Consider the following 21,145-nt stretch of genomic DNA (forward strand, 5'->3'; position numbering starts at 1 on the left):
AGCACATGAGCACCAACAACCCGCAAACCCGTGAATGGCAAACCCTGAGCGGGGAGCACCATCTCGCACCTTTCAGTGACTACAAGCAGCTGAAGGAGAAGGGGCCGCGCATCATCACCAAGGCCCAGGGGGTGCATTTGTGGGACAGCGAGGGGCACAAGATCCTCGACGGCATGGCGGGCCTGTGGTGCGTGGCGGTCGGTTACGGCCGTGAAGAGCTGGTGCAGGCAGCAGAAAAGCAGATGCGCGAGCTGCCGTACTACAACCTGTTCTTCCAGACGGCCCACCCGCCTGCACTGGAACTGGCCAAGGCCATTACCGATGTGGCGCCCGAGGGCATGACCCATGTGTTCTTCACCGGCTCCGGCTCCGAAGGCAACGACACCGTGCTGCGTATGGTGCGCCACTACTGGGCGTTGAAGGGCAAGCCGCACAAGCAGACGATCATCGGCCGTATCAACGGCTACCACGGCTCCACCTTTGCTGGTGCTTGCCTGGGCGGCATGAGCGGCATGCACGAGCAGGGCGGCTTGCCGATCCCGGGCATCGTGCACATCCCGCAGCCGTACTGGTTCGGCGAAGGCGGTGACATGACCCCGGATGCGTTCGGTATCTGGGCGGCCGAACAGCTGGAGAAGAAAATCCTCGAAGTCGGCGAAGACAACGTCGCCGCCTTCATTGCCGAGCCTATCCAGGGTGCAGGCGGCGTGATCATCCCGCCAGAAACCTACTGGCCGAAGGTGAAGGAGATTCTCGCCAAGTACGACATCCTGTTCGTTGCCGACGAAGTCATCTGTGGTTTCGGCCGTACCGGCGAGTGGTTCGGCTCTGACTACTACGACCTCAAGCCCGACCTGATGACCATCGCCAAGGGCCTGACCTCCGGTTACATCCCCATGGGCGGTGTGATCGTGCGTGACAAAGTGGCCAAGGTGATCAGCGAAGGCGGTGACTTCAACCACGGCTTCACCTATTCGGGCCACCCGGTAGCGGCCGCGGTGGGCCTGGAAAACCTGCGCATCCTGCGCGACGAGAAAATTGTCGAGAAGGCGCGTACTGAAGCGGCACCGTATTTGCAAAAGCGTTTGCGTGAGCTGCAGGACCACCCGTTGGTGGGGGAAGTGCGCGGCCTTGGCATGCTTGGCGCGATCGAACTGGTGAAAGACAAGGCCACCCGCAGCCGTTACGAGGGCAAGGGCGTGGGCATGATCTGCCGCACCTTCTGCTTCGAAAACGGCCTGATCATGCGTGCGGTGGGTGACACCATGATCATCGCGCCGCCGCTGGTCATCAGCCATGCGGAAATCGACGAACTCGTGGAAAAGGCACGCAAATGCCTCGACTTGACCCTTGAGGCGATTCGGTAGGCATTTGCTAGGCTAGCGATGTGACATTAAGTCGTTACAAGGCTCTGCTTTCCTTGAAACAGAGCCTCGTAACTTGCCAGACTAGCGACTGATTCAGTCGCCGCGCGCTCTGCACCGTAGGTCCTGGCTGCTGAACAGATGGCTAAATAAAAATTCTGGAGCATGACGCATGAATAAAATGGGCAAGACGTTGCTGGCTGCAGCCCTGATGGGGGCCATGGCTACTGCTGCACAGGCTGACGACAAGGTGTTGAACGTCTACAACTGGTCGGACTACATCGCGCCGGACACCATCGCCAAGTTCGAGAAGCAGACCGGTATCAAGGTCAAGTACGACGTATTCGACAGCAACGAAACCCTCGAAGCCAAGCTGCTGGCAGGCAAGTCGGGCTACGACATCGTGGTGCCGTCCAACAACTTCCTGGCCAAGCAGATCAAGGCGGGGGTTTACGAGGAACTGGACCGTTCCAAGCTGGCTAACTGGAAAAACCTCGATCCGGACCTGCTCAAAGCCGTTGGCGATGCCAGCGACAAGGACAACAAGCACGCCTTCCCGTACATGTGGGGCTCGATCGGCATCGGCTACAACCCGGAGAAGGTCAAGGCCGCGCTGGGCGTGGACAAGATCGACTCGTGGGACGTCGTGTTCAAGCCTGAGAACATTGCCAAGCTCAAAAGCTGCGGTGTGAGCTTCCTGGATGCACCGACCGAAATGATCCCGGCCGCGCTGCACTACCTGGGCCTGCCGAGCGACAGCACCAAGAAAGAAGACCTGAAGGCCGCCGAGGACCTGTTCCTCAAGATTCGTCCTTCGATCACCTATTTCCACTCCTCCAAGTACATCGGCGACATGGCCAACGGCAACATCTGTGTAGCCGTCGGTTACTCGGGTGACCTGGAGCAGTCCAAGGCCCGTGCCCACGAAGCCGGAGACAAGGTCAAAGTGGACTACGTCATTCCGAAAGAAGGCGCCGGTACTTTCTACGACATGGTCGCCATCCCGAAAGATGCCGAGCACAAGGATGAGGCCTACCAGTTCATGAACTTCCTGCTGCAGCCGGAAATCATGGCCGAGATCACCAACGCCGTGCGCTTCCCGAACGGCAACCAGGCTGCCACTGCGCTGGTGGATAAAGACATCAGCGGTGACCCGAGCATTTACCCGCCTGCCGAAGTGAAGAAGCAGCTGTACGCAATCGCTGCGCCTGACGCTTCTGTGCAGCGTGTGATCACCCGCAGCTGGACCAAGATCAAATCGGGCAAATAAGCCCGATGCGACACCTCTGGGCCGGGCTTTACCGGCCCAGAGCCAGTGAAAGGCAATTGTTGATTGCGGCATCGAAGCTGCGAAGGTAAGTTGCGCGCCGGTTTTGCGTGTGCGGCAGCATTGTCGCGACCCAGGCACTGATTGTGAGGAGCACCCACTTGTCTATTTCTGTATTCCGCAAGGCCTTGATGGCCGGTGCGGGCCTGACGCTGGCATGCAGCGTCCAAGCGGCGCCTACGGTGCACTTTTACAACTGGTCCGACTATATCGGCCCGACCACACTCGCGGACTTCGAGAAAGCAACGGGCATCAAGCCCGTGCAGGACGTGTTCGACTCCAACGAAACCCTGGAAGGCAAGCTGCTGGCCGGTAACACCGGCTATGACGTGGTAGTGCCGTCCAACCATTTCCTCGGCAAGCAGATCAAGGCGGGCGCGTTCCAGAAGCTCGACAAGAGCCTGCTGCCCAATTATGCCAACCTGGACCCGGCGTTGATGAAACGCCTGGAAAAGAACGACCCAGGCAACCAGTACGCCGTGCCTTACCTGTGGGGCACCAACGGCATCGGTTACAACGTCGACAAGGTGAAGGCCGCGCTGGGCGTGGACACCATCGACTCCTGGGCCGTGCTGTTCGAACCCGAGAACATGAAGAAACTCTCCAAGTGCGGCGTGGCGTTCCTCGACTCGGCGGACGAAATGCTGCCGGCGGTGCTCAACTACATGGGCCTCAACCCCAACAGCACCGACCCCAAGGACTATGCAAAAGCCGAGCAGAAGCTGCTGGCCGTGCGCCCGTACGTGACCTACTTCCACTCGTCCAAATACATCACCGACCTGGCCAACGGCGACATCTGCGTCGCGGCAGGCTTCTCGGGCGATATCTTCCAGGCCAAGGCCCGCGCTGAAGAAGCGAAGAAGGGCGTGAACCTGGCCTACGCCATTCCCAAGGAAGGCGGCAACCTCTGGTTCGACGTGCTGGCGATCCCCGCCGACGCCAAGAACGTCAAAGAGGCCCACGCCTTCATCAACTATTTGCTGAAACCTGAGGTTATCGCCCAGGTCAGTGATTACGTCGGTTACGCCAACCCGAACCCCAAGGCTGGCGACCTGATGGACCAGGCCGTGAGGACTGACGCTGCGGTTTACCCACCGCAGGAAGTGCTGGACAAGATGTTCGTGAATTCAGAGTTGCCGCCCAAGGTGCAACGCTTGATGACCCGTAGCTGGACCAAGGTCAAGTCGGGCAAGTAACAATCCAGGCCCGCCGCCCAAGCAGGGGCGGGCACACAAATCTTGTTGGGAGTTTCACTCATGGCAGTTGCCTCCGGTGCCTATAAGAAAGCCCTCGAGGGTGGCCAGCAACCCAAGCAGGTGCTGGTCAAAATCGACCGGGTCACGAAGAAGTTCGACGAAACCATCGCCGTAGACGATGTGTCACTGGAAATCCGCAAAGGCGAGATCTTCGCCCTGCTGGGTGGCTCCGGTTCCGGCAAATCGACCCTGCTGCGCATGCTGGCCGGCTTCGAGCGCCCTACCGAAGGGCGGATCCTGCTCGACGGCGTCGACATCACCGACATGCCGCCCTACGAGCGGCCGATCAACATGATGTTCCAGTCCTACGCCCTGTTCCCACACATGACCGTGGCGCAGAACATCGCCTTCGGCCTGCAGCAGGACAAGCTGCCCAAGGCTGACATCGACGCCCGCGTGGCCGAGATGCTCAAGCTGGTGCACATGACCCAGTACGCCAAGCGCAAGCCGCACCAGCTGTCCGGTGGACAGCGTCAGCGCGTAGCCTTGGCCCGCTCCCTGGCCAAGCGCCCCAAGCTGCTGCTGCTCGACGAGCCGATGGGTGCGCTGGACAAGAAACTGCGTTCGCAGATGCAGCTGGAACTGGTGGAGATCATCGAGCGCGTGGGCGTGACCTGCGTGATGGTGACCCACGACCAGGAAGAGGCCATGACCATGGCCCAGCGTATCGCCATCATGCACTTGGGCTGGATCGCCCAGATCGGCTCGCCTGTGGATATCTACGAAACGCCAACCAGCCGCCTGGTGTGCGAGTTCATCGGCAACGTCAACCTGTTCGAAGGTGAAGTGGTGGACGACGCCGAAGGCCACGCGATCATTGCCAGCCCGGAGCTGGAGCGCAAGATCTACGTCGGCCACGGCATCACCACCTCGGTGGAAGACAAGCACATCACCTACGCCCTGCGCCCGGAAAAGATGCTGGTCACTACCCAGCAGCCGACCTGCGAGCACAACTGGTCGCGCGGCAAGGTACACGACATCGCCTACCTGGGCGGCCACTCGGTGTTCTACGTCGAGCTGCCGAGCGGCAAGGTGGTGCAGTCGTTCGTCGCCAACGCCGAGCGCCAGGGCACCCGCCCGACCTGGGGCGATGAAGTGTACGTGTGGTGGGAAGACGACAGCGGCGTGGTACTGCGGTCATGAAACTGCGCAAGCTCAAGCGAGCCTTCCAGCGCCTGACCCCGAAGGGGCGGCACGTGGTGATCGGCGTGCCGTTCATCTGGCTGTTCCTGTTCTTCATGCTGCCGTTCTTCATCGTGCTGAAGATCAGTTTCGCCGAAGCCGACGTGGCGATCCCGCCGTACACCGAGATCTACAGCTACGTCGAAGACAAGATCCAGTTGGTACTCAACCTGGCCAACTATGGCTTGTTGACCGAGGATGAACTGTACCTTTCGGCTTATCTGGGCTCGTTGAAGATGGCCTTCTTCAGCACCCTGATGTGCCTGCTGATCGGCTTCCCGATGGCCTACGCCATTGCCAACGCCAAGAAGGAAACCCAGACCGTCCTGCTGCTGCTGATCATGATGCCGACCTGGACCGCGATCCTGATTCGCGTCTACGCCTGGATGGGCATCCTCAGCAACAACGGGCTGCTGAACGGCTTCCTGCTGTGGACCGGGTTGATCGACCAGCCGCTGCAAATCCTCAACACCAACCTGGCGGTGTACATCGGCGTGGTCTATTCGTACCTGCCGTTCATGATCCTGCCGCTGTTCGCCAACCTGGTGAAGCATGACCAGAGCCTGCTGGAAGCGGCATCGGACCTGGGTTCGAGCACCTTCAACAGCTTCTGGAAAATCACCGTGCCGCTGTCGAAAAACGGCATCATCGCCGGCTGCATGCTGGTGTTCATCCCGGTGGTGGGCGAGTTCGTGATCCCTGAACTGCTCGGCGGCCCGGAAACCCTGATGATCGGTAAAGTGCTGTGGCAGGAGTTCTTCAACAACCGTGACTGGCCGGTAGCCTCTGCGCTTGCGGTAGTGATGCTGGCGATCCTGATTGTGCCGATCCTGCTGTTCAACCGCAGCCAGGCCAAAGAAATGGAGGGCCGCGCATGAAACGCTTCAGTTTCTCCAAGCTGATGCTGGTGCTCGGCTTGCTGTTCATCTACCTGCCGATGCTGATCCTGGTGATCTACTCGTTCAACGCCTCCAAACTGGTGACGGTGTGGGGTGGCTGGTCGATCAAGTGGTACGTCGGCCTGCTCGACAACACCCAGTTGATGGGGTCGGTGATGCGCTCGCTGGAAATCGCCTGCTACACGGCGGTGGCGGCGGTGGCGCTGGGTACGCTGGCGGCCTTCGTGCTGACCCGGGTCACCCGCTTCAAGGGCCGTACGCTGTTCGGTGGCCTGGTCACCGCGCCGCTGGTAATGCCTGAAGTGATCACCGGTCTGTCGCTGTTGCTGCTGTTCGTGGCCATGGCGCAGATGATCGGCTGGCCGCAGGAGCGCGGTATCGTCACTATCTGGATCGCCCACACCACGTTCTGTGCGGCGTATGTGGCGGTGGTTGTATCGGCGCGGCTGCGTGAGCTGGACCTGTCGATCGAAGAAGCGGCAATGGACCTGGGTGCCAAGCCGTGGAAGGTGTTCTTCCTGATCACCATCCCGATGATCGCGCCGTCGCTGGCGGCGGGCGGCATGATGTCGTTCGCGCTGTCGCTGGACGACCTGGTACTGGCCAGCTTCGTGTCTGGCCCGGGTTCGACCACCTTGCCGATGGAAGTGTTCTCGGCAGTGCGCCTGGGCGTGAAGCCGGAGATCAACGCCGTGGCCAGCCTGATCCTGCTGTCGGTGTCGCTGGTGACCTTCTTTGTCTGGTACTTCAGCCGCCGCAGCGAAGAGCGTCGTCGCAAGGCGATTCAGCAGGCGATCGAGGAAGGCGCTGCGGCCAATGCTTCGCAGCCGCAGGTCAAGCGCCCGACACAGGTAGCTGCGTCGGCCTGACCCGGCCCTTTCGCGGGCATGCCCGCTCCCACAGGGACACCACAGTTTTCAGCTTGTGGTGGGCCCTGTAGGGGGGGGAAACTACAGTCATCAGGTTTGTGATGAACCCTGTGGGAGCGGGCAAGCCCGCGAATGCCCCAGCACCCATTCAAAGCCATACGGCGTCCCAGTGGGGATAGTCCCTGACACTCCTGACCAATCCAGCCCTCAATGGATTGGCAACAATGTACCGGGCTACATGCACCACATTCTCTTCTCTGCGCAGCGCATGGTCCTGGTAACCCGGCTGCCATATCCGTTTGTGCCTGACACCTGCCTTGCGCAACGCAATGGCTGTGCGTGATTTGAATTTTGAACGGTAGCGGCTCAACTGGCACTGCCGGGTAGCTGTTGGTTTCTGGATATGGCAGAAGCTCAGGTGTGCCGTGCGGGCCTCTTCGCGGGCACGCCCGCTCCCACAGGTACTGCACAGGTCCCAAGGGTGGCGCGAAGAGGCCGGCACAGGCTGTGAAAATACCGAACTGATCCGCGTCAGTGATGTTTATCGAACCCTGAACTACGCTCACAGTCGCATTCCACAATCATTTGTGCACAAGCAAGGAGCCAGCATGGCGTTGATGCGTCCGCTGTCGGTCGTCTGCCTGGGGCTGCTTTACATGCTCACCGGCTGTAGCAAGGAAGAGGTCCCCGAGACGTTGCCTCGGGTAGGTGTGCAACAGGTCCAGCCCACCGATTTCGCTGCCAGGGTCACCCTGACCGGCGACGTACAGGCGCGGGTGCAGACCGATTTGTCGTTCCGCGTCGGCGGCAAGATCATTGCGCGCAGTGTGGATGTGGGCGATCACGTCAAGGCCAACCAGGTGCTGGCCCGGCTCGACCCAAAAGACCTGCAGAACAACGTCGACTCGGCCAAGGCCGAAGTATTCGCCGCGCAGGCGCGGGTCACCCAGACCAGCGCCGCCTTCGTGCGCCAGCAAAAACTGCTGCCCAAGGGCTACACCAGCCAGAGCGAATACGATGCTGCCGAGGCCGCGCTGCGCAGCAATCAGAGCGCGCTCAAGGCCGCCCAGGCGCAACTGGCCAATGCCAACGAGCAACTCAGCTACACCGCACTGGTCTCCGAGGCCGCCGGGGTGATCACCGAGCGCCAGGCCGAAGTCGGCCAGGTGGTGCAGGCGACCATGCCGATCTTCAGCCTGGCCACCGATGGCGACCGCGATGCAGTGTTCAACGTCTACGAATCGCTGCTGGTAGCCCCCCCCAGCGATGCAGGGGTGATCGTCAGCCTGCTGGACGACCCCAAGGTCCAGGCCCATGGCTTCGTGCGCGAAATCACCCCGACGGTGTCGGCGCAAAGCGGCACGGTGCAGGTCAAGGTCGGCCTGAAAGACGTGCCTGCAGGTATGCAACTGGGTGCACCGGTGACCGCCACCACCAATGCCCAGGGCCGGCCCAGCATCGAACTGCCGTGGTCGGCGCTGACCAAGGCCCTGCATGAGCCCGCTGTGTGGGTGGTGGGCGAGGGCGACAAGGTGGAATTGCGCAAAGTCGACGTCAGCCGTTACCTCACCGGCAAGATTGTGGTCGCCAGCGGCCTGAAGGGCGGCGAAACCGTGGTGGTCACTGGCGGGCAGTTGCTGCACCCCGGCATGCAGGTGCAGAAGGTGGACGCCAAAGCCCAAGGGGGTGAGCTATGAAACGCCTGCTGCTGATGCTGTCGGCCGGCGTATTGCTGGCTGGCTGCAGTAGCGACGAAGAAGCACCAGAGCCGATTCGGCCGGTGCTGTCGGTGAAGGTCGAACCCCAGGTGCAGTCACAGCTGGGCCGCTTCGCCGGCAGTATCCAGGCGCGTTTCGAAAGTACCCTGGGCTTTCGGGTTTCCGGGCGCATTGCCCGGCGTTGGCTGGATGTGGGCGCCCAGGTGAAGCCGGGCGACACCTTGGCCACCCTCGACCCGACCGACCAGCAGAACCAGCTGCGCGCAGCCGAAGGCGACCTGGCCAAGGTGCAGGCGCAGTGGATCAACGCCCAGGCCGATGCCCGTCGTCAGCAACAGCTGTATGACCGCGGCGTTGGCGCCCAGGCCCAGCTGGATATCGCCCAGACCAACCTGAAAACCACCAGCGCGGCGCTGGAGCAGGCGCGCTCTACGCTCAGCCAGGCACGTGACCAGCTTGACTACAGCACCCTGCGCTCCGACCACGCCGCCGTGATTACCGCCTGGCAGGCCGAAGCCGGGCAAACGGTAACGGCCGGGCAGGCCGTGGTGACCCTGGCCCGACCGGATGTGAAGGAAGCGGTCATCGACCTGCCAATCGGCCTGGCCGAGCAGATGAGCAAAAACCTGACGTTCACCGTGGCCTCGCAACTGGACCCGACCATCAGCACCACGGCAAGCCTGCGCGAACTGGAGCCCCAGGCCGATGCCACCACCCGTACCCGCCGCGCTCGCCTGACCCTGGCCAGCACGCCGGCGGCCTTTCACCTCGGCACCGCCATCAGTGTGACCCTCAGTTCGCAAGTGTCCCCGCGCAGCGAATTGCCCTTGAGTGCCTTGCTCGAGCGCGATGGCAAGACCCAAGTATGGGTGATCGATACCCAGCAGAAGACTGTGGCCACCCGTGACGTGACGCTGATCGGCCGCACCGCGGACAGCGTCGTGCTGAGCGCCGGCGTGCAGCCTGGTGAGCGCGTGGTCACCGCCGGCGTCAACAGCCTCAAGCCTGGCCAGAAGGTCACCTTCGACGAGGATGCGCAATGAAAGGAAGCTTCAACCTGTCCGACTGGGCACTCAAGCATCAATCGTTCGTCTGGTACCTGATGTTCGTTGGCTTGTTGATGGGGATTTTCTCCTACTTCAACCTGGGCCGAGAGGAAGACCCGTCGTTCACCATCAAGACCATGGTCATCCAGACCCGCTGGCCCGGCGCGACCCAGGACGAAACCCTGTACCAGGTCACCGACCGCATCGAGAAGAAGCTCGAGGAGCTGGACTCTCTCGACTACACCAAAAGCTACACCCGACCGGGTGAGTCCACCGTCTACGTGTACCTGCGCGACACCACCAAAGCCAAGGACATCCCGGATATCTGGTACCAGGTGCGCAAGAAGATCCAGGATATTCGTGGCGAATTCCCGGCGGGCATCCAGGGCCCGGGCTTCAACGACGAATTCGGTGATGTATTCGGCTCGATCTATGCCTTTACCGCCGACGGCCTGACCTTGCGCCAGCTGCGTGACTACGTGGAACAGGCGCGGGCGGAGGTCCGCGATGTACCCAACATCGGCAAGATCGAGCTGGTCGGCACCCAGGACGAAGTGCTGTACCTGAACTTCTCCACCCGCAAGCTGGCTGCCCTGGGCATTGACCAGCGCCAGGTGATGCAGGCACTGCAAGCGCAGAACGCGGTGACGCCGGCCGGCATGATCGAGGCCGGGCCGGAGCGTATTTCGGTGCGAACGTCCGGGCAGTTTGCCTCGGAAAAGGACCTGCAAACCGTCAACTTGAGGATCAACGATCGCTTCTTCCGCCTGGCCGATATCGCCGACATCGAGCGTGGCTACGTCGACCCGCCTTCGCCCATGTTCCGCTACAACGGCCAGACGGCCCTTGGCCTGGCCATCGGCATGAAGGCCGGCGGCAATATCCAGGTGTTTGGTGCGGCACTGAAAAAGCGCATGGACCAGGTAATCGAAGACCTGCCGGTAGGTGTCGGGGTACACACCGTCTCCGACCAGTCAGTGGTGGTCAAGGAGGCGGTCGGCGGCTTCACCAGCGCGCTGTTCGAGGCGGTGGTGATCGTGCTGGCCGTGAGTTTCGTCAGCCTTGGCGTACGCGCCGGCCTGGTGGTTGCCTGCTCGATTCCGCTGGTGCTGGCCATGGTGTTCGTGTTCATGGAGTACAGCGGCATCACCATGCAGCGGATTTCGCTGGGTGCGCTGATCATTGCGCTTGGCCTGCTTGTGGACGATGCGATGATTACCGTGGAGGTGATGGTCACGCGGCTGGAAATGGGCGAAAGCAAGGAGCAGGCGGCGACGTTCGCCTACACCTCTACAGCCTTCCCCATGCTTACCGGCACCTTGGTGACCGTGGCTGGGTTCGTGCCCATTGGCCTCAACGCCAGCTCTGCGGGTGAATACACCTTCACCCTGTTCGCGGTGATCGCCGTGGCGCTGATCGTGTCCTGGGTGGTGGCGGTGTTCTTCGCGCCAGTGCTCGGGGTGCATATCCTCAAAAGCGACAAGCTCAAGGCCCATGAGGCCGAGCCTGGCCGGGTCGGACGGGCATTTGAGGGCGGGTTGCTGTGGTGCATGCGCAACCGCTGGTTGACCATCATCGGCACCGTAGTGCTGTTTGCCCTGTCGATCTTCTGCATGCGTTTTGTGCAGAACCAGTTCTTCCCGTCCTCGGACCGCCCGGAAATTCTCGTCGACCTCAACCTGCCGCAGAACGCCTCGATCGAGGAAACGCGCAAGGTGGTCGACCGCCTCGAGGCGCGGATCAAGGACGACCCGGACCTGGTGCGCTGGAGCACCTATATCGGGCAAGGCGCGATTCGCTTCTACCTGCCCCTCGACCAGCAGCTGCAGAACCCGTACTACGCGCAATTGGTGATCGTCAGCAAGGGCTTCGAAGAGCGCCAGGGCATGATCGACCGCCTGCAGAAGATCCTGCACGAAGACTTCGTCGGCATCGGTACCAACGTGCAGTCGCTGGAGATGGGCCCGCCGGTGGGCCGGCCGATCCAGTACCGGGTCAGCGGTGCCAACATCGACCAGGTGCGCAAGCACGCCATCGAGCTGGCCACCTTGCTCGACCAGAACGAACACATCGGCGAGATGATCTACGACTGGAACGAGCCGGGTAAGGTGCTGCGCGTGGAAATCGCCCAGGACAAGGCCCGCCAGCTGGGGCTGTCGTCCGAAGACGTGGCCAATGTGATGAACAGCATCGTCAGTGGCGTGCAGATCACCCAGGTCAACGACAACATCTACCTGGTGGACGTGGTCGCACGCGCCGAAGACAGCGAGCGCGGCTCGCCCGATACGCTGCAGAACCTGCAGATTCTGACCCCCAACGGCACCTCGATCCCGCTGCTGTCGTTCGCCACCGTGCGTTACGAGCTGGAGCAACCGCTGGTGTGGCGCCGTGACCGCAAGCCGACCATCACCATCAAGGCTTCGGTCAATGGCGAGATCCAGCCCACTGACCTGGTGGCGCAGCTCAAGCCGAAGATCGATGAGTTCGCCAGCCAGTTGCCGGTCGGTTACGAAGTGGCCACGGGCGGTACGGTGGAGGAGAGCAGCAAGGCCCAGGGCCCCATCGCCAAGGTCATTCCGCTGATGCTGTTCCTTATGGCGACCTTCCTGATGATCCAGCTGCACAGCGTGCAGAAGTTGTTCCTGGTGGTCAGCGTGGCGCCGCTGGGGTTGATCGGCGTGGTACTGGCGCTGGTGCCCACGGGCACGCCGATGGGCTTCGTGGCGATCCTCGGCATCCTGGCGCTGGCAGGTATCATCATTCGTAACTCGGTGATCCTGGTAACCCAGATCGACGAGTTCGAAGCCCAGGGCTTCTCGCCGTGGGATGCGGTGGTGGAGGCCACCAACCATCGTCGTCGGCCGATCCTGCTGACCGCAGCGGCGGCGAGCCTGGGCATGATCCCGATTGCCCGCGAGGTGTTCTGGGGGCCGATGGCCTACGCCATGATTGGCGGGATCATCGTTGCCACCTTGCTGACGCTGCTGTTCCTGCCGGCGCTGTATGTGGCCTGGTACAAGATCCGCGAGCCTGAAAACAGTACCAAAACCCAGCACTAAACCCTGTGGGAGCGGGCATGCCCGCTCCCACAGAGGTACTTTCGTCGCCTGTAATACTGCGATTTTAATTTGGTTATATAAACATTCTTAAACAGTATTTTTAAGAATAACTCCGCCTCACTACTATTGCCCTCAGGCCAGGCGCAAATCCCCTTCTAACCTCTGCCCGGCACCCTCACTCCAAGGAGAACGAGCATGAGTGCATCTCTGCGTAGCATCGACGGTCAGGACGAAGCCACCATTCTGCGTGAAATCCAGAGCGCCTTGCGCGACCTGCGGTTTGGTGCGGTGGAGATCACTGTGCACAACGCTCAGGTCGTACAGATCGAGCGCAAGGAGAAGTTCCGCCTGCAACAGCCCGGCAACAAGTCCGGCTGATCGCGCCACACCTCCAAAATTAGAAAAATGCCAATCGGGAGCTTCACCATGTCCATTCGCCGTTATGCGCTTGCCGCTCTGGCCAGTGCTGTTTTTGCCGGTTCCGCCATCGCCAAGGACTACGAACTGCTGAACGTGTCCTACGACCCGACCCGCGAGCTGTACCAGCAGTACAACGCCGAGTTCATCAAGCACTGGCAGCAGGCCCACCCGGGCGACAAGGTGAAGATCCAGCAATCCCATGGTGGCTCGGGCAAGCAGGCCCGTGCGGTGATCGACGGCCTGCGCGCCGACGTGGTGACCCTGGCCCTGGCCGGCGACATCGACGAAGTGGCCAAGCTCGGCAAGACCCTGCCGGACAACTGGCAGACCCGCCTGCCGGATGCCAGCACCCCGTATACCTCGACCATCGTGTTCCTGGTGCGCAAGGGCAACCCGAAAGGCATCAAGGACTGGGGCGACCTGATCAAGAAGGACGTCTCGGTCATCACCCCCAACCCGAAAACCTCCGGCGGTGCACGCTGGAACTTCCTGGCGGCCTGGGCCTATGGCCTGAAGGCCGGTGGTAGCGAAGACAAGGCCAAGGCCTACGTGCAGGAGCTGTTCAAGCACGTACCGGTGCTGGATACCGGCGCCCGTGGCTCGACCATCACCTTCGTCAACAACGGCCAAGGCGACGTGTTGCTGGCCTGGGAAAACGAAGCCTTCCTGGCGCTGAAGGAAGACGGTGGCGCCGACAAGTTCGACATCGTCGTACCGTCGCTGTCGATCCTGGCCGAACCGCCCGTGGCGGTGGTGGACAAGAACGCCGAGAAGAAGGGCAATACCGACATTGCCACCGAATACCTCAAGCACTTGTACAGCCCGGCCGGGCAGAAGATTGCCGCCGAGAACTTCTACCGCCCGCGTGACGAGAAGGTCGCCGCCGAATTCGGCAAGCAATTCCCGAAACTGGACCTGGTAACCATCGACAAGGACTTCGGTGGCTGGAAAACTGCACAACCCAAATTCTTCAATGATGGCGGTGTGTTCGACCAGATCTATCAGGCACAGTAAACGCCAGGGAAAAGCGGGGGCCGCCTTGCGGCCCATTCGCGGCACAAGGCCGCTCCCACAAGGAATCGCAACCCCCTGTAGGAGCGGCCTTGTGCCGCGAATGGGCTGCAACGCAGCCCCAGGATTCAAAAGCTTGCACCGGCCCGGGATTGTTCCCGGGCTTAGTGCGTTCAACCAGGGATACTTATGTCGCGTCGTATTTCCCCCGTCATACCCGGCTTCGGGCTGACGCTGGGCTACACCTTGGTGTACCTCAGCCTGATCGTGCTGATACCGCTGGCAGCCATGTTCATTCATGCCTCGCAGCTGACCTGGGAGCAGTTCTGGAACATCATCAGTGCGCCGCGGGTGATCGCCGCGCTCAAGCTGAGTTTCGGCACCGCCCTGTTCGCCGCCATCATCAACGGGGTGATCGGCACCCTGCTGGCCTGGGTGCTGGTGCGCTACACGTTCCCTGGGCGCAAGATCATCGACGCGATGATCGACCTGCCGTTCGCCCTGCCCACCGCCGTTGCCGGTATCGCCCTGACTGCCCTGTACGCGCCTGCGGGCTGGGTTGGCCAGTTCGCCACCGACCTTGGCTTCAAGATTGCCTACACCCCGCTGGGCATCACCCTGGCCCTGACCTTCGTCACCTTGCCGTTCGTGGTGCGCACGGTGCAGCCGGTACTGGCCGATATCCCGCGTGAAGTGGAAGAGGCCGCGGCCTGCCTGGGGGCCAAGCCGCTGCAGGTGTTCCGCCATATACTGGCGCCAGCCCTGCTGCCGGCCTGGCTCACCGGCTTTGCCCTGGCCTTCGCCCGCGGCGTGGGCGAGTATGGTTCGGTGATCTTCATTGCCGGCAACATGCCGATGAAGACCGAGATCCTGCCGCTGCTGATCATGGTCAAGCTTGACCAGTACGACTACACCGGCGCGACCGCCATCGGCGTGCTGATGCTGGTGGTTTCCTTCATCCTGCTGCTGCTGATCAACCTGCTGCAGCGCCGCATCGAAACCCCTTGAAGGAGGCCGGCATGTCCAGTTCATCCCTGAGTGCAAGCGCCGCCGCCAACGCAGCCCGCCGTGGCAGTGCTACCTCGCGGCGTATTCTCATCGGCCTTGGCTGGCTGGTGTTCGCCCTGTTCCTGCTGCTGCCGCTGGTGATCGTGGTGTCGCAGGCGCTGAAGAACGGTTTTGGCACCTTCTTCGAGGCGATCTTCGAGCCTGATGCCTTGTCGGCGCTGAAGCTGACCCTGCTCGCCGTAGCCATTTCGGTACCGTTGAACCTGGTGTTCGGTGTCAGCGCCGCCTGGTGCGTGAGCAAGTACACCTTCCGTGGCAAAAGTATCCTGGTCACCCTGATCGACCTGCCGTTCTCGGTATCGCCGGTAATCGCCGGCCTGGTCTACGTGCTGATGTTCGGCGCGCAGGGGCTGTTCGGGCCCTGGCTGCAGGACCATGACATCCAGATCGTCTTCGCCCTGCCGGGCATCGTCCTGGCGACCATTTTCGTCACCGTGCCATTCGTGGCCCGTGAGCTGATCCCGCTGATGCAGGAGCAGGGCACGCAAGAAGAGGAGGCCGCGCGCCTGCTCGGCGCCAATGGCTGGCAAATGTTCTGGCACGTGACCTTGCCCAACATCAAATGGGGCCTGATCTATGGCGTGGTGCTGTGTACTGCACGGGCCATGGGCGAGTTTGGCGCAGTGTCGGTGGTGTCGGGCCACATTCGTGGCGTGACCAACACCTTGCCGCTGCACGTAGAGATCCTCTACAACGAGTACAACCACGTCGCAGCCTTCAGCGTGGCCAGCCTGTTGCTGATCCTGGCGCTCTTCATCCTGCTGCTCAAGCAGTGGAGCGAGAACCGTATTAACCGCCTGCGCCACAGCGCCGCGGAGGAATGATTCATGTCGATCGAAGTTCGTAATGTCAGCAAGCGCTTCAACAGCTTCCAGGCCCTGAACAACATCAACCTGGACATCAATAGCGGCGAGCTGGTGGCGCTGCTGGGCCCGTCCGGCTGTGGCAAGACCACGCTGCTGCGCATCATCGCCGGCCTGGAAACCCCGGACCAGGGCAACATCGTGTTCCATGGCGAGGATGTGTCCGGCCACGACGTGCGTGACCGCAACGTCGGGTTCGTGTTCCAGCACTACGCGCTGTTCCGCCACATGAGCGTGTTCGACAACGTCGCCTTCGGCCTGCGCATGAAGCCCAAGGGCGAGCGCCCGAGCGAGAGCAAGATTGCCGAGAAAGTGCACGAGCTGCTGAACATGGTGCAGCTGGACTGGTTGTCCGACCGCTACCCGGAGCAGCTGTCCGGCGGCCAGCGGCAGCGTATCGCCCTGGCCCGCGCCCTGGCCGTGGAGCCCAAGGTGCTGCTGCTGGACGAGCCGTTCGGTGCGCTGGACGCCAAGGTGCGCAAGGAGCTGCGCCGTTGGCTGGCGCGGCTGCACGAAGACATCAACCTGACGTCGGTGTTCGTCACCCACGACCAGGAAGAGGCCATGGAAGTGGCTGACCGCATCGTGGTCATGAACAAGGGCGTGATCGAGCAGATCGGCTCGCCGGGCGAGGTGTACGAAAAACCCGCCAACGATTTCGTCTACCACTTCCTGGGCGATTCGAACCGCCTGGCGGTGAGCGAAGGGCACCATGTGCTGTTCCGCCCGCACGAGGTGTCGCTGTCGCGGCATGAGACCGAAGGGCACCATGCTGCCGAGGTGCGGGATATCCGGCCGCTGGGCGCTACCACGCGAGTGACCTTGAAGGTGGAAGGGCAGAGCGAGTTGATCGAGGCCGAGGTGGTCAAGGACCATGACAGCCTGACCGGGCTGGCGCGGGGCGAGACGTTGTTCTTCCGGCCGAAGGTTTGGCAGAAGGTGGCGGATATCTGAGCCGCACTTGATGAGAAAAAGCCCGGGCTTGGTTCCGGGCTTTTTTTTGCCTGACGGATTGCCGGGGCTGTGTGCCGCGGCCGAAGTGGGAGCTGGCTTGCCGGCGATCGAGGGCGCAGCCCTCGCGGCATTCTCATGCCTTGCGCGAATATTTTGCATGCCGACAATGCATCGCACTTACCCCTGAAAGCCGTAGGCCGCGCAATTCGTGGGTTTCACGCTCCCCCGCAAAAACGATATTCAATTCAGTTCTAACCATAATTTTAAACATTACTTTAAGAGATAAGCCTCTGGCCCCGATGATTCAGCCACACACCTGAATCGAGACCCCAGGAGTTTGATCAATGGGTAATGTCCAGTCGGCCGTCAGGGCCTACGACCAGCCATGGCGCCCGGCCCCGGGTGACCTGGTCGAGCTTGGACGCACGCTTCGCCTCCCGCTTGGCCAGCTGCGCCTGCAACGCACGCCCGTCAGCGGGCTCAAGCGCCGCGACAAGCTGGTGTTGGGCCTGCTGGTGCTGGTGCTGCATGGCGCTGCAGCGTACTGGGTCAGCCAGGCGCCAACGCCCGAGCTGCCAGTGGTGCCGCCACAGGTGCCGCCCATGACCATCGAGTTCGCAGCGCCAGCGCCGCCCGTGGTCGAACCACCGCCGCCAGCGCCCGCGCCGCCTGTGGTCGAGCCGCCACCGCCACCACCGGTAGTCGACGAACTGGCCGCCAAGCCCAAACCCAAGCCAAAGCCCGTGCCCAAGCCTGTGGTCAAGCAAGCGCCCAAGCCACAGCCCAAGCCAGTCGAGGCACCACCGCCAGCGCCGGTGGCCGCCCCCGCACCGCCTGCGCCAGCGCCACCCGCGCCGGCCCCGATAACCCCGGCATCGGCCAACGCCGCGTACCTGAAGAACCCGGCACCGGAATACCCGCAAATGGCCCAGCGCCGTGGTTGGGAAGGCACCGTGCTGTTGCGCGTAGAGGTGCTGCCAAGCGGCAAGCCCGGGCAGATCCAGGTACAGAAAAGCAGTGGCCGTGACGCCCTCGACGCTGCCGCGCTGGCCGCGGTCAAGCGCTGGAGCTTCGTACCCGCCAAGCAGGGCGATGTGGCCCAGACCGGCTGGGTAAGCGTGCCGATCGATTTCAAGCTTCGCTAACTATTTCGCAGAACACAGGAAGACACCATCATGAGCCTGCTGGCATCCCCCCTCGAATCCGTTGAAAGCGCAGTCATCTGGCTGCTGGTCGGTTTCTCTGTCGTCACCTGGGGCCTGGCCCTGGTCAAGGTCGCGCAGTTCGTGCGGCTGAAAAACCAGGACAAGCGCTTCCACCAGCAGTTCTGGGCTGCCTCCAGCCTGGACTCGGCTGCCGAACTCAGCCATGAGCTGCCCGGCCCGGCGGCCCGCGTTGCCCAGTCCGGCTATGCCGCGATTGCCGTTGGTGATACCCAGGCCAATGACCTGAGCCACGCCATCAACCACCAGGACCGCCTGGAGCGTGCCCTGCGTCAGCAGATCGTGCGTGAGCGCCGCTCGCTGGAAACTGGCCTGGCGGTGGTCGCCAGTATTGGCAGTACCTCGCCTTTCATCGGCCTGTTCGGCACCGTGTGGGGCATCATGGAAGCGCTCAAGGGCATCAGTGCGGCCGGCTCCGCCAGCCTGGAAACTGTTGCTGGGCCCATCGGTGCGGCACTGGTGGCTACTGGTGTGGGTATCGCCGTCGCGGTGCCGGCAGTGCTGGTGTACAACTACTTCCTGCGTCGCCTCAAGCTGACTGCTGCCGACCTGGATGACTTCGCCCACGACTTCTACAGCCTGGCGCAGAAGAGTGCCTTCCGTGTGCTGGTGCACCCTGCTGTGCAAAAAGCCCAGCCTGGTTTCACCCAACCCGTGAAGGAGGCGTCCTGATATGGCCTTTTCGACCCAGGACAGCGACGAAGTCCTCAGTGAAATCAACGTCACGCCTTTGGTAGACGTCATGCTGGTGCTGCTGGTGGTGTTTATCGTCACCGCGCCGCTGCTGACCAACGCCATCCCTATCAACCTGCCCAAGACCGAGGCCGTGGCCCCGGTGGAGCAGAAGGACCCGCTGGTGGTCAGCATCGACGGTGAAGGCAAGCTGTTCATCAACAAGGACCAGATCCAGCCCGACCTTCTGGAAACCAACCTCAAGGCTGCCAAGGACAAGGACGCGGACGTGCGCGTGCAACTGCAGGCCGATGACGGCGTGAACTACGGCGAAGTGGCGCGGGCCATGGCAGCCATCGAACGTGCGGGGATCAGCAAACTGGCGGTGATAACCGCGCGCTGACTTTTACCAAACCTCTTCAGGCAAATGCTTATGGGCCACATCTCTTGGCAGGGGTTGGCCCTTTTTTTTTTGCCCGCTCCCACAGGGATCGCACAAGCTATTGGTGTTTTGGTTATTAATAAATAGCTTCTTATTCCTTTACGAATATAACTCCCTCCCTATACTTGTCTCCAAGCACGCAAACTTACTGGAGGCGTCCCCATGCGCAATGAGTCGATTCGTTACCTGATTGTGCCGGGCTGGCAAGGATCGCCAGACAACCATTGGCAAAGTCACTGGCAGCGCACCCTGCCCAACAGTGCGCGGGTCGAGCAGCAAGACTGGCTCACCCCGCAACGGCAGGACTGGGTGCAGGCGCTGGAGCAGGCGATTGCCGCCGAGCGCTCGCCGGTGATCCTGATTGCCCACAGCCTTGGCTGCGTCACTGTCGCCCATTGGGCTGCGCAGGCCAGTCCGGCCTTGCGGCGGCAGGTGCGGGGTGCACTGCTGGTGGCTCCGGCAGACGTCGAACGGCCGACCTGCGCGCCGGCCCTGCGCAACTTCGCGCCGATCCCGACCGAAGCCTTGCCATTCCCCAGCCAGGTCGTCAGCTCTGACAACGACCCTGCCGTAAGCGTGCCGCGGGCGCTTTACCTAGCCCAGGCGTGGGGCGCCGAAGCGGGGTTGCTGAGCAATGCCGGGCACATCAACGTCAAGTCCGGCCATGAGCGCTGGGAACAAGGCTTCGCCTACTTGTATCGCTTGCAGAGCCGGGTCGAGCAGCGCGCACTGCGTCGCGCCTGATAGGCCTTAGCGTTTTCCGTTTACCTGACGCCCGGCCAATGAAGGCCTGGGGCGGGAGTTCGTCATGACGTTTCAAAACCCGTTTGGCCAGCCACTGCTGACCTTCCCCGAGCTGGACAAGAGCCCGCTGAGCATCCGTGCCAAGGCCCTGGTGTTTATCGACCCGCGTTCGCAGCAGTTGCGCGAAGACCTCGAGCGCTTGGCGCCGCAACCTTTGCCTGTGCTGATCCGTGGCGAAACCGGCACCGGCAAGGAGCTGCTGGCCCGGCAGATCCACCGTGCCAGTGACCGTGGAGGGCTGTTCGTGTCGGTCAACTGCGCGGCCATCAGCCCCACTTACGCCGATGCCGAGCTGTTCGGCTACAGCGCCGGCAGCCATGGCGGTACGGCCAGCAGCCGCGCCGGCTGGTTCGGTTCGGCCAACGGCGGCACGCTGTACCTGGACGAAATTGCCGACTTGCCGCTGGCCATCCAGGGCAAGCTGCTGTCGGCCCTGGAAAACCGCGAGGTCACCCGGGTGGGCGCGCAGCAGCCACAGCCGGTGGATGTGCGCCTGGTCGCCGCCACCAGCATTGACCTGGCGCGGGTGGTACGTGCGGGGCGCTTCAACGAGCGCCTGTACCAGTACCTGCGCGAGGGCGCGCTGGAACTGCCGCCACTGCGCGAGCGGCCGGGCGATATCCTGCCGCTGGCCGAGTACTTCGTGGGCATCTACAGCGTACGCCTGCAGCGGCCTGTGCCGTTGGTAAGCGAGGCGGCGCAGCAGGTACTGGAGGCGCATTTCTGGCCTGGCAATACCCGCGAACTGGAGAACGTCATTCACTTTGCCTTGCTGGTGAATGACAGCGAAGAGATCCAGCCAGAGGACCTCGACTTGCCCAACACCGCACGCTAGATACCGCTCATAAGCAAAGTGGCTGGTGGCAGTTTGCTTTTGGAATAAGCAGCTAAGTAAAAGATATTGTTACGGAATAAAAAATCTAGGTATTGTCCGTTTCACGCCCGCTGGTGAACCGGTTGGGCAACCG

The 21,145-nt window shown here is 62.1% G+C and carries 19 protein-coding genes and 1 pseudogene; 19 read left to right on the top strand and 1 reads right to left on the bottom strand.

Features of this window, described 5'->3' with window-relative positions; all coding sequences use genetic code 11:
* The first annotated feature begins 5 nt into the window (after positions 1-5).
* The 6 genes from SB756_RS13790 to SB756_RS13815 all read left to right on the top strand — a co-directional run bounded on the left by SB756_RS13790 (position 6) and on the right by SB756_RS13815 (position 6,897).
* Positions 6-1,367: an aspartate aminotransferase family protein gene (locus SB756_RS13790; RefSeq protein WP_019473410.1), complete on the top strand. Its 1,362-nt coding sequence runs from the start codon at positions 6-8 to the stop codon at positions 1,365-1,367.
* Between the two features lie 169 nt (positions 1,368-1,536).
* Positions 1,537-2,634 carry a polyamine ABC transporter substrate-binding protein gene (locus SB756_RS13795; protein WP_016502143.1) on the top strand — a complete coding sequence of 366 codons (1,098 nt, stop codon included), beginning with the start codon at positions 1,537-1,539 and terminating at the stop codon, positions 2,632-2,634.
* A 158-nt stretch (positions 2,635-2,792) separates the two neighbouring features.
* Positions 2,793-3,887, top strand: coding sequence for a polyamine ABC transporter substrate-binding protein (locus SB756_RS13800; RefSeq protein WP_041167936.1), 1,095 nt, complete (start codon positions 2,793-2,795; stop codon positions 3,885-3,887).
* A 60-nt stretch (positions 3,888-3,947) separates the two neighbouring features.
* Entirely contained in the window at positions 3,948-5,090 is a 1,143-nt protein-coding gene (gene potA, locus SB756_RS13805) for a polyamine ABC transporter ATP-binding protein (protein WP_043198900.1), read from the top strand.
* Positions 5,087-6,007, top strand: a complete 921-nt coding sequence (locus SB756_RS13810) for an ABC transporter permease subunit (RefSeq protein WP_341797062.1) — start codon at positions 5,087-5,089, stop codon at positions 6,005-6,007. The genes potA and SB756_RS13810 overlap by 4 nt, the downstream gene beginning before the upstream one ends.
* A complete protein-coding gene (locus SB756_RS13815) occupies positions 6,004-6,897 on the top strand; it encodes an ABC transporter permease subunit (RefSeq protein ID WP_016489721.1) in 894 nt (297 codons plus the stop codon). Before SB756_RS13810 ends, SB756_RS13815 begins: the two co-directional genes overlap by 4 nt.
* A 148-nt stretch (positions 6,898-7,045) precedes the next feature.
* On the opposite strand, the pseudogene SB756_RS13820 reads toward SB756_RS13815, so the two are convergent.
* Positions 7,046-7,249, bottom strand: a pseudogene (locus tag SB756_RS13820) (transposase); the annotation flags it as partial.
* Between the two features lie 256 nt (positions 7,250-7,505).
* On the opposite strand from SB756_RS13820, the gene SB756_RS13825 reads away from it, so the two are divergent.
* The 13 genes from SB756_RS13825 (at position 7,506) to SB756_RS13885 (ending at position 21,012) form a co-directional block, all read left to right on the top strand.
* Positions 7,506-8,594, top strand: a complete 1,089-nt coding sequence (locus SB756_RS13825; protein WP_341797061.1) for an efflux RND transporter periplasmic adaptor subunit — start codon at positions 7,506-7,508, stop codon at positions 8,592-8,594.
* On the top strand, positions 8,591-9,658 hold the full coding sequence (locus SB756_RS13830) for an efflux RND transporter periplasmic adaptor subunit (RefSeq protein WP_341797060.1): 1,068 nt from the start codon (positions 8,591-8,593) through the stop codon (positions 9,656-9,658). Before SB756_RS13825 ends, SB756_RS13830 begins: the two co-directional genes overlap by 4 nt.
* Positions 9,655-12,720, top strand: coding sequence for an efflux RND transporter permease subunit (locus SB756_RS13835; protein ID WP_410910985.1), 3,066 nt, complete (start codon positions 9,655-9,657; stop codon positions 12,718-12,720). Before SB756_RS13830 ends, SB756_RS13835 begins: the two co-directional genes overlap by 4 nt.
* Positions 12,721-12,915: 195 nt before the next feature.
* Positions 12,916-13,098 (top strand): sulfur starvation response protein OscA, encoded by a 183-nt coding sequence (gene oscA, locus SB756_RS13840; RefSeq protein ID WP_016489716.1) that lies wholly within the window; start codon positions 12,916-12,918, stop codon positions 13,096-13,098.
* A gap of 48 nt (positions 13,099-13,146) precedes the next feature.
* Positions 13,147-14,154: a sulfate ABC transporter substrate-binding protein gene (locus tag SB756_RS13845; protein ID WP_016502136.1), complete on the top strand. Its 1,008-nt coding sequence runs from the start codon at positions 13,147-13,149 to the stop codon at positions 14,152-14,154.
* A gap of 186 nt (positions 14,155-14,340) precedes the next feature.
* Positions 14,341-15,159, top strand: coding sequence for a sulfate ABC transporter permease subunit CysT (gene cysT, locus SB756_RS13850; protein ID WP_012274724.1), 819 nt, complete (start codon positions 14,341-14,343; stop codon positions 15,157-15,159).
* 11 nt (positions 15,160-15,170) lie between these two features.
* Complete coding sequence (gene cysW / locus SB756_RS13855; RefSeq protein WP_016502135.1) at positions 15,171-16,043, top strand: sulfate ABC transporter permease subunit CysW; 873 nt, start codon at positions 15,171-15,173, stop codon at positions 16,041-16,043.
* Between the two features lie 3 nt (positions 16,044-16,046).
* Complete coding sequence (locus SB756_RS13860; protein ID WP_016502134.1) at positions 16,047-17,036, top strand: sulfate/molybdate ABC transporter ATP-binding protein; 990 nt, start codon at positions 16,047-16,049, stop codon at positions 17,034-17,036.
* 344 nt (positions 17,037-17,380) lie between these two features.
* Positions 17,381-18,181 carry an energy transducer TonB gene (locus tag SB756_RS13865; RefSeq protein ID WP_028614098.1) on the top strand — a complete coding sequence of 267 codons (801 nt, stop codon included), beginning with the start codon at positions 17,381-17,383 and terminating at the stop codon, positions 18,179-18,181.
* 30 nt (positions 18,182-18,211) lie between these two features.
* On the top strand, positions 18,212-18,931 hold the full coding sequence (locus SB756_RS13870) for a MotA/TolQ/ExbB proton channel family protein (RefSeq protein WP_016502132.1): 720 nt from the start codon (positions 18,212-18,214) through the stop codon (positions 18,929-18,931).
* Position 18,932: 1 nt separating this feature from the next.
* Positions 18,933-19,334: an ExbD/TolR family protein gene (locus tag SB756_RS13875; protein WP_012274719.1), complete on the top strand. Its 402-nt coding sequence runs from the start codon at positions 18,933-18,935 to the stop codon at positions 19,332-19,334.
* A 201-nt stretch (positions 19,335-19,535) separates the two neighbouring features.
* Complete coding sequence (locus tag SB756_RS13880; protein ID WP_341797058.1) at positions 19,536-20,117, top strand: alpha/beta hydrolase; 582 nt, start codon at positions 19,536-19,538, stop codon at positions 20,115-20,117.
* 64 nt (positions 20,118-20,181) lie between these two features.
* Positions 20,182-21,012, top strand: coding sequence for a sigma 54-interacting transcriptional regulator (locus tag SB756_RS13885; RefSeq protein WP_341797057.1), 831 nt, complete (start codon positions 20,182-20,184; stop codon positions 21,010-21,012).
* Positions 21,013-21,145: the final 133 nt, after the last annotated feature.

The sequence above is a fragment of the Pseudomonas sp. SIMBA_068 genome (assembly GCF_046534705.1).
Taxonomy (GTDB): Bacteria; Pseudomonadota; Gammaproteobacteria; order Pseudomonadales; family Pseudomonadaceae; genus Aquipseudomonas; species Aquipseudomonas putida.

Coding starts and splice junctions, on each gene's coding strand:
- potA (WP_043198900.1), top strand. CDS start 3,948: ATGGCAGTTGCCTCCGGTGCCTATAAGAAAGCCCTCGAGGGTGGCCAG.
- SB756_RS13790 (WP_019473410.1), top strand. CDS start 6: ATGAGCACCAACAACCCGCAAACCCGTGAATGGCAAACCCTGAGCGGG.
- SB756_RS13870 (WP_016502132.1), top strand. CDS start 18,212: ATGAGCCTGCTGGCATCCCCCCTCGAATCCGTTGAAAGCGCAGTCATC.
- SB756_RS13825 (WP_341797061.1), top strand. CDS start 7,506: ATGGCGTTGATGCGTCCGCTGTCGGTCGTCTGCCTGGGGCTGCTTTAC.
- SB756_RS13830 (WP_341797060.1), top strand. CDS start 8,591: ATGAAACGCCTGCTGCTGATGCTGTCGGCCGGCGTATTGCTGGCTGGC.
- SB756_RS13885 (WP_341797057.1), top strand. CDS start 20,182: ATGACGTTTCAAAACCCGTTTGGCCAGCCACTGCTGACCTTCCCCGAG.
- cysW (WP_016502135.1), top strand. CDS start 15,171: ATGTCCAGTTCATCCCTGAGTGCAAGCGCCGCCGCCAACGCAGCCCGC.
- SB756_RS13810 (WP_341797062.1), top strand. CDS start 5,087: ATGAAACTGCGCAAGCTCAAGCGAGCCTTCCAGCGCCTGACCCCGAAG.
- SB756_RS13845 (WP_016502136.1), top strand. CDS start 13,147: ATGTCCATTCGCCGTTATGCGCTTGCCGCTCTGGCCAGTGCTGTTTTT.
- SB756_RS13880 (WP_341797058.1), top strand. CDS start 19,536: ATGCGCAATGAGTCGATTCGTTACCTGATTGTGCCGGGCTGGCAAGGA.
- SB756_RS13835 (WP_410910985.1), top strand. CDS start 9,655: ATGAAAGGAAGCTTCAACCTGTCCGACTGGGCACTCAAGCATCAATCG.
- SB756_RS13865 (WP_028614098.1), top strand. CDS start 17,381: ATGGGTAATGTCCAGTCGGCCGTCAGGGCCTACGACCAGCCATGGCGC.
- SB756_RS13875 (WP_012274719.1), top strand. CDS start 18,933: ATGGCCTTTTCGACCCAGGACAGCGACGAAGTCCTCAGTGAAATCAAC.
- cysT (WP_012274724.1), top strand. CDS start 14,341: ATGTCGCGTCGTATTTCCCCCGTCATACCCGGCTTCGGGCTGACGCTG.
- oscA (WP_016489716.1), top strand. CDS start 12,916: ATGAGTGCATCTCTGCGTAGCATCGACGGTCAGGACGAAGCCACCATT.
- SB756_RS13795 (WP_016502143.1), top strand. CDS start 1,537: ATGAATAAAATGGGCAAGACGTTGCTGGCTGCAGCCCTGATGGGGGCC.
- SB756_RS13815 (WP_016489721.1), top strand. CDS start 6,004: ATGAAACGCTTCAGTTTCTCCAAGCTGATGCTGGTGCTCGGCTTGCTG.
- SB756_RS13860 (WP_016502134.1), top strand. CDS start 16,047: ATGTCGATCGAAGTTCGTAATGTCAGCAAGCGCTTCAACAGCTTCCAG.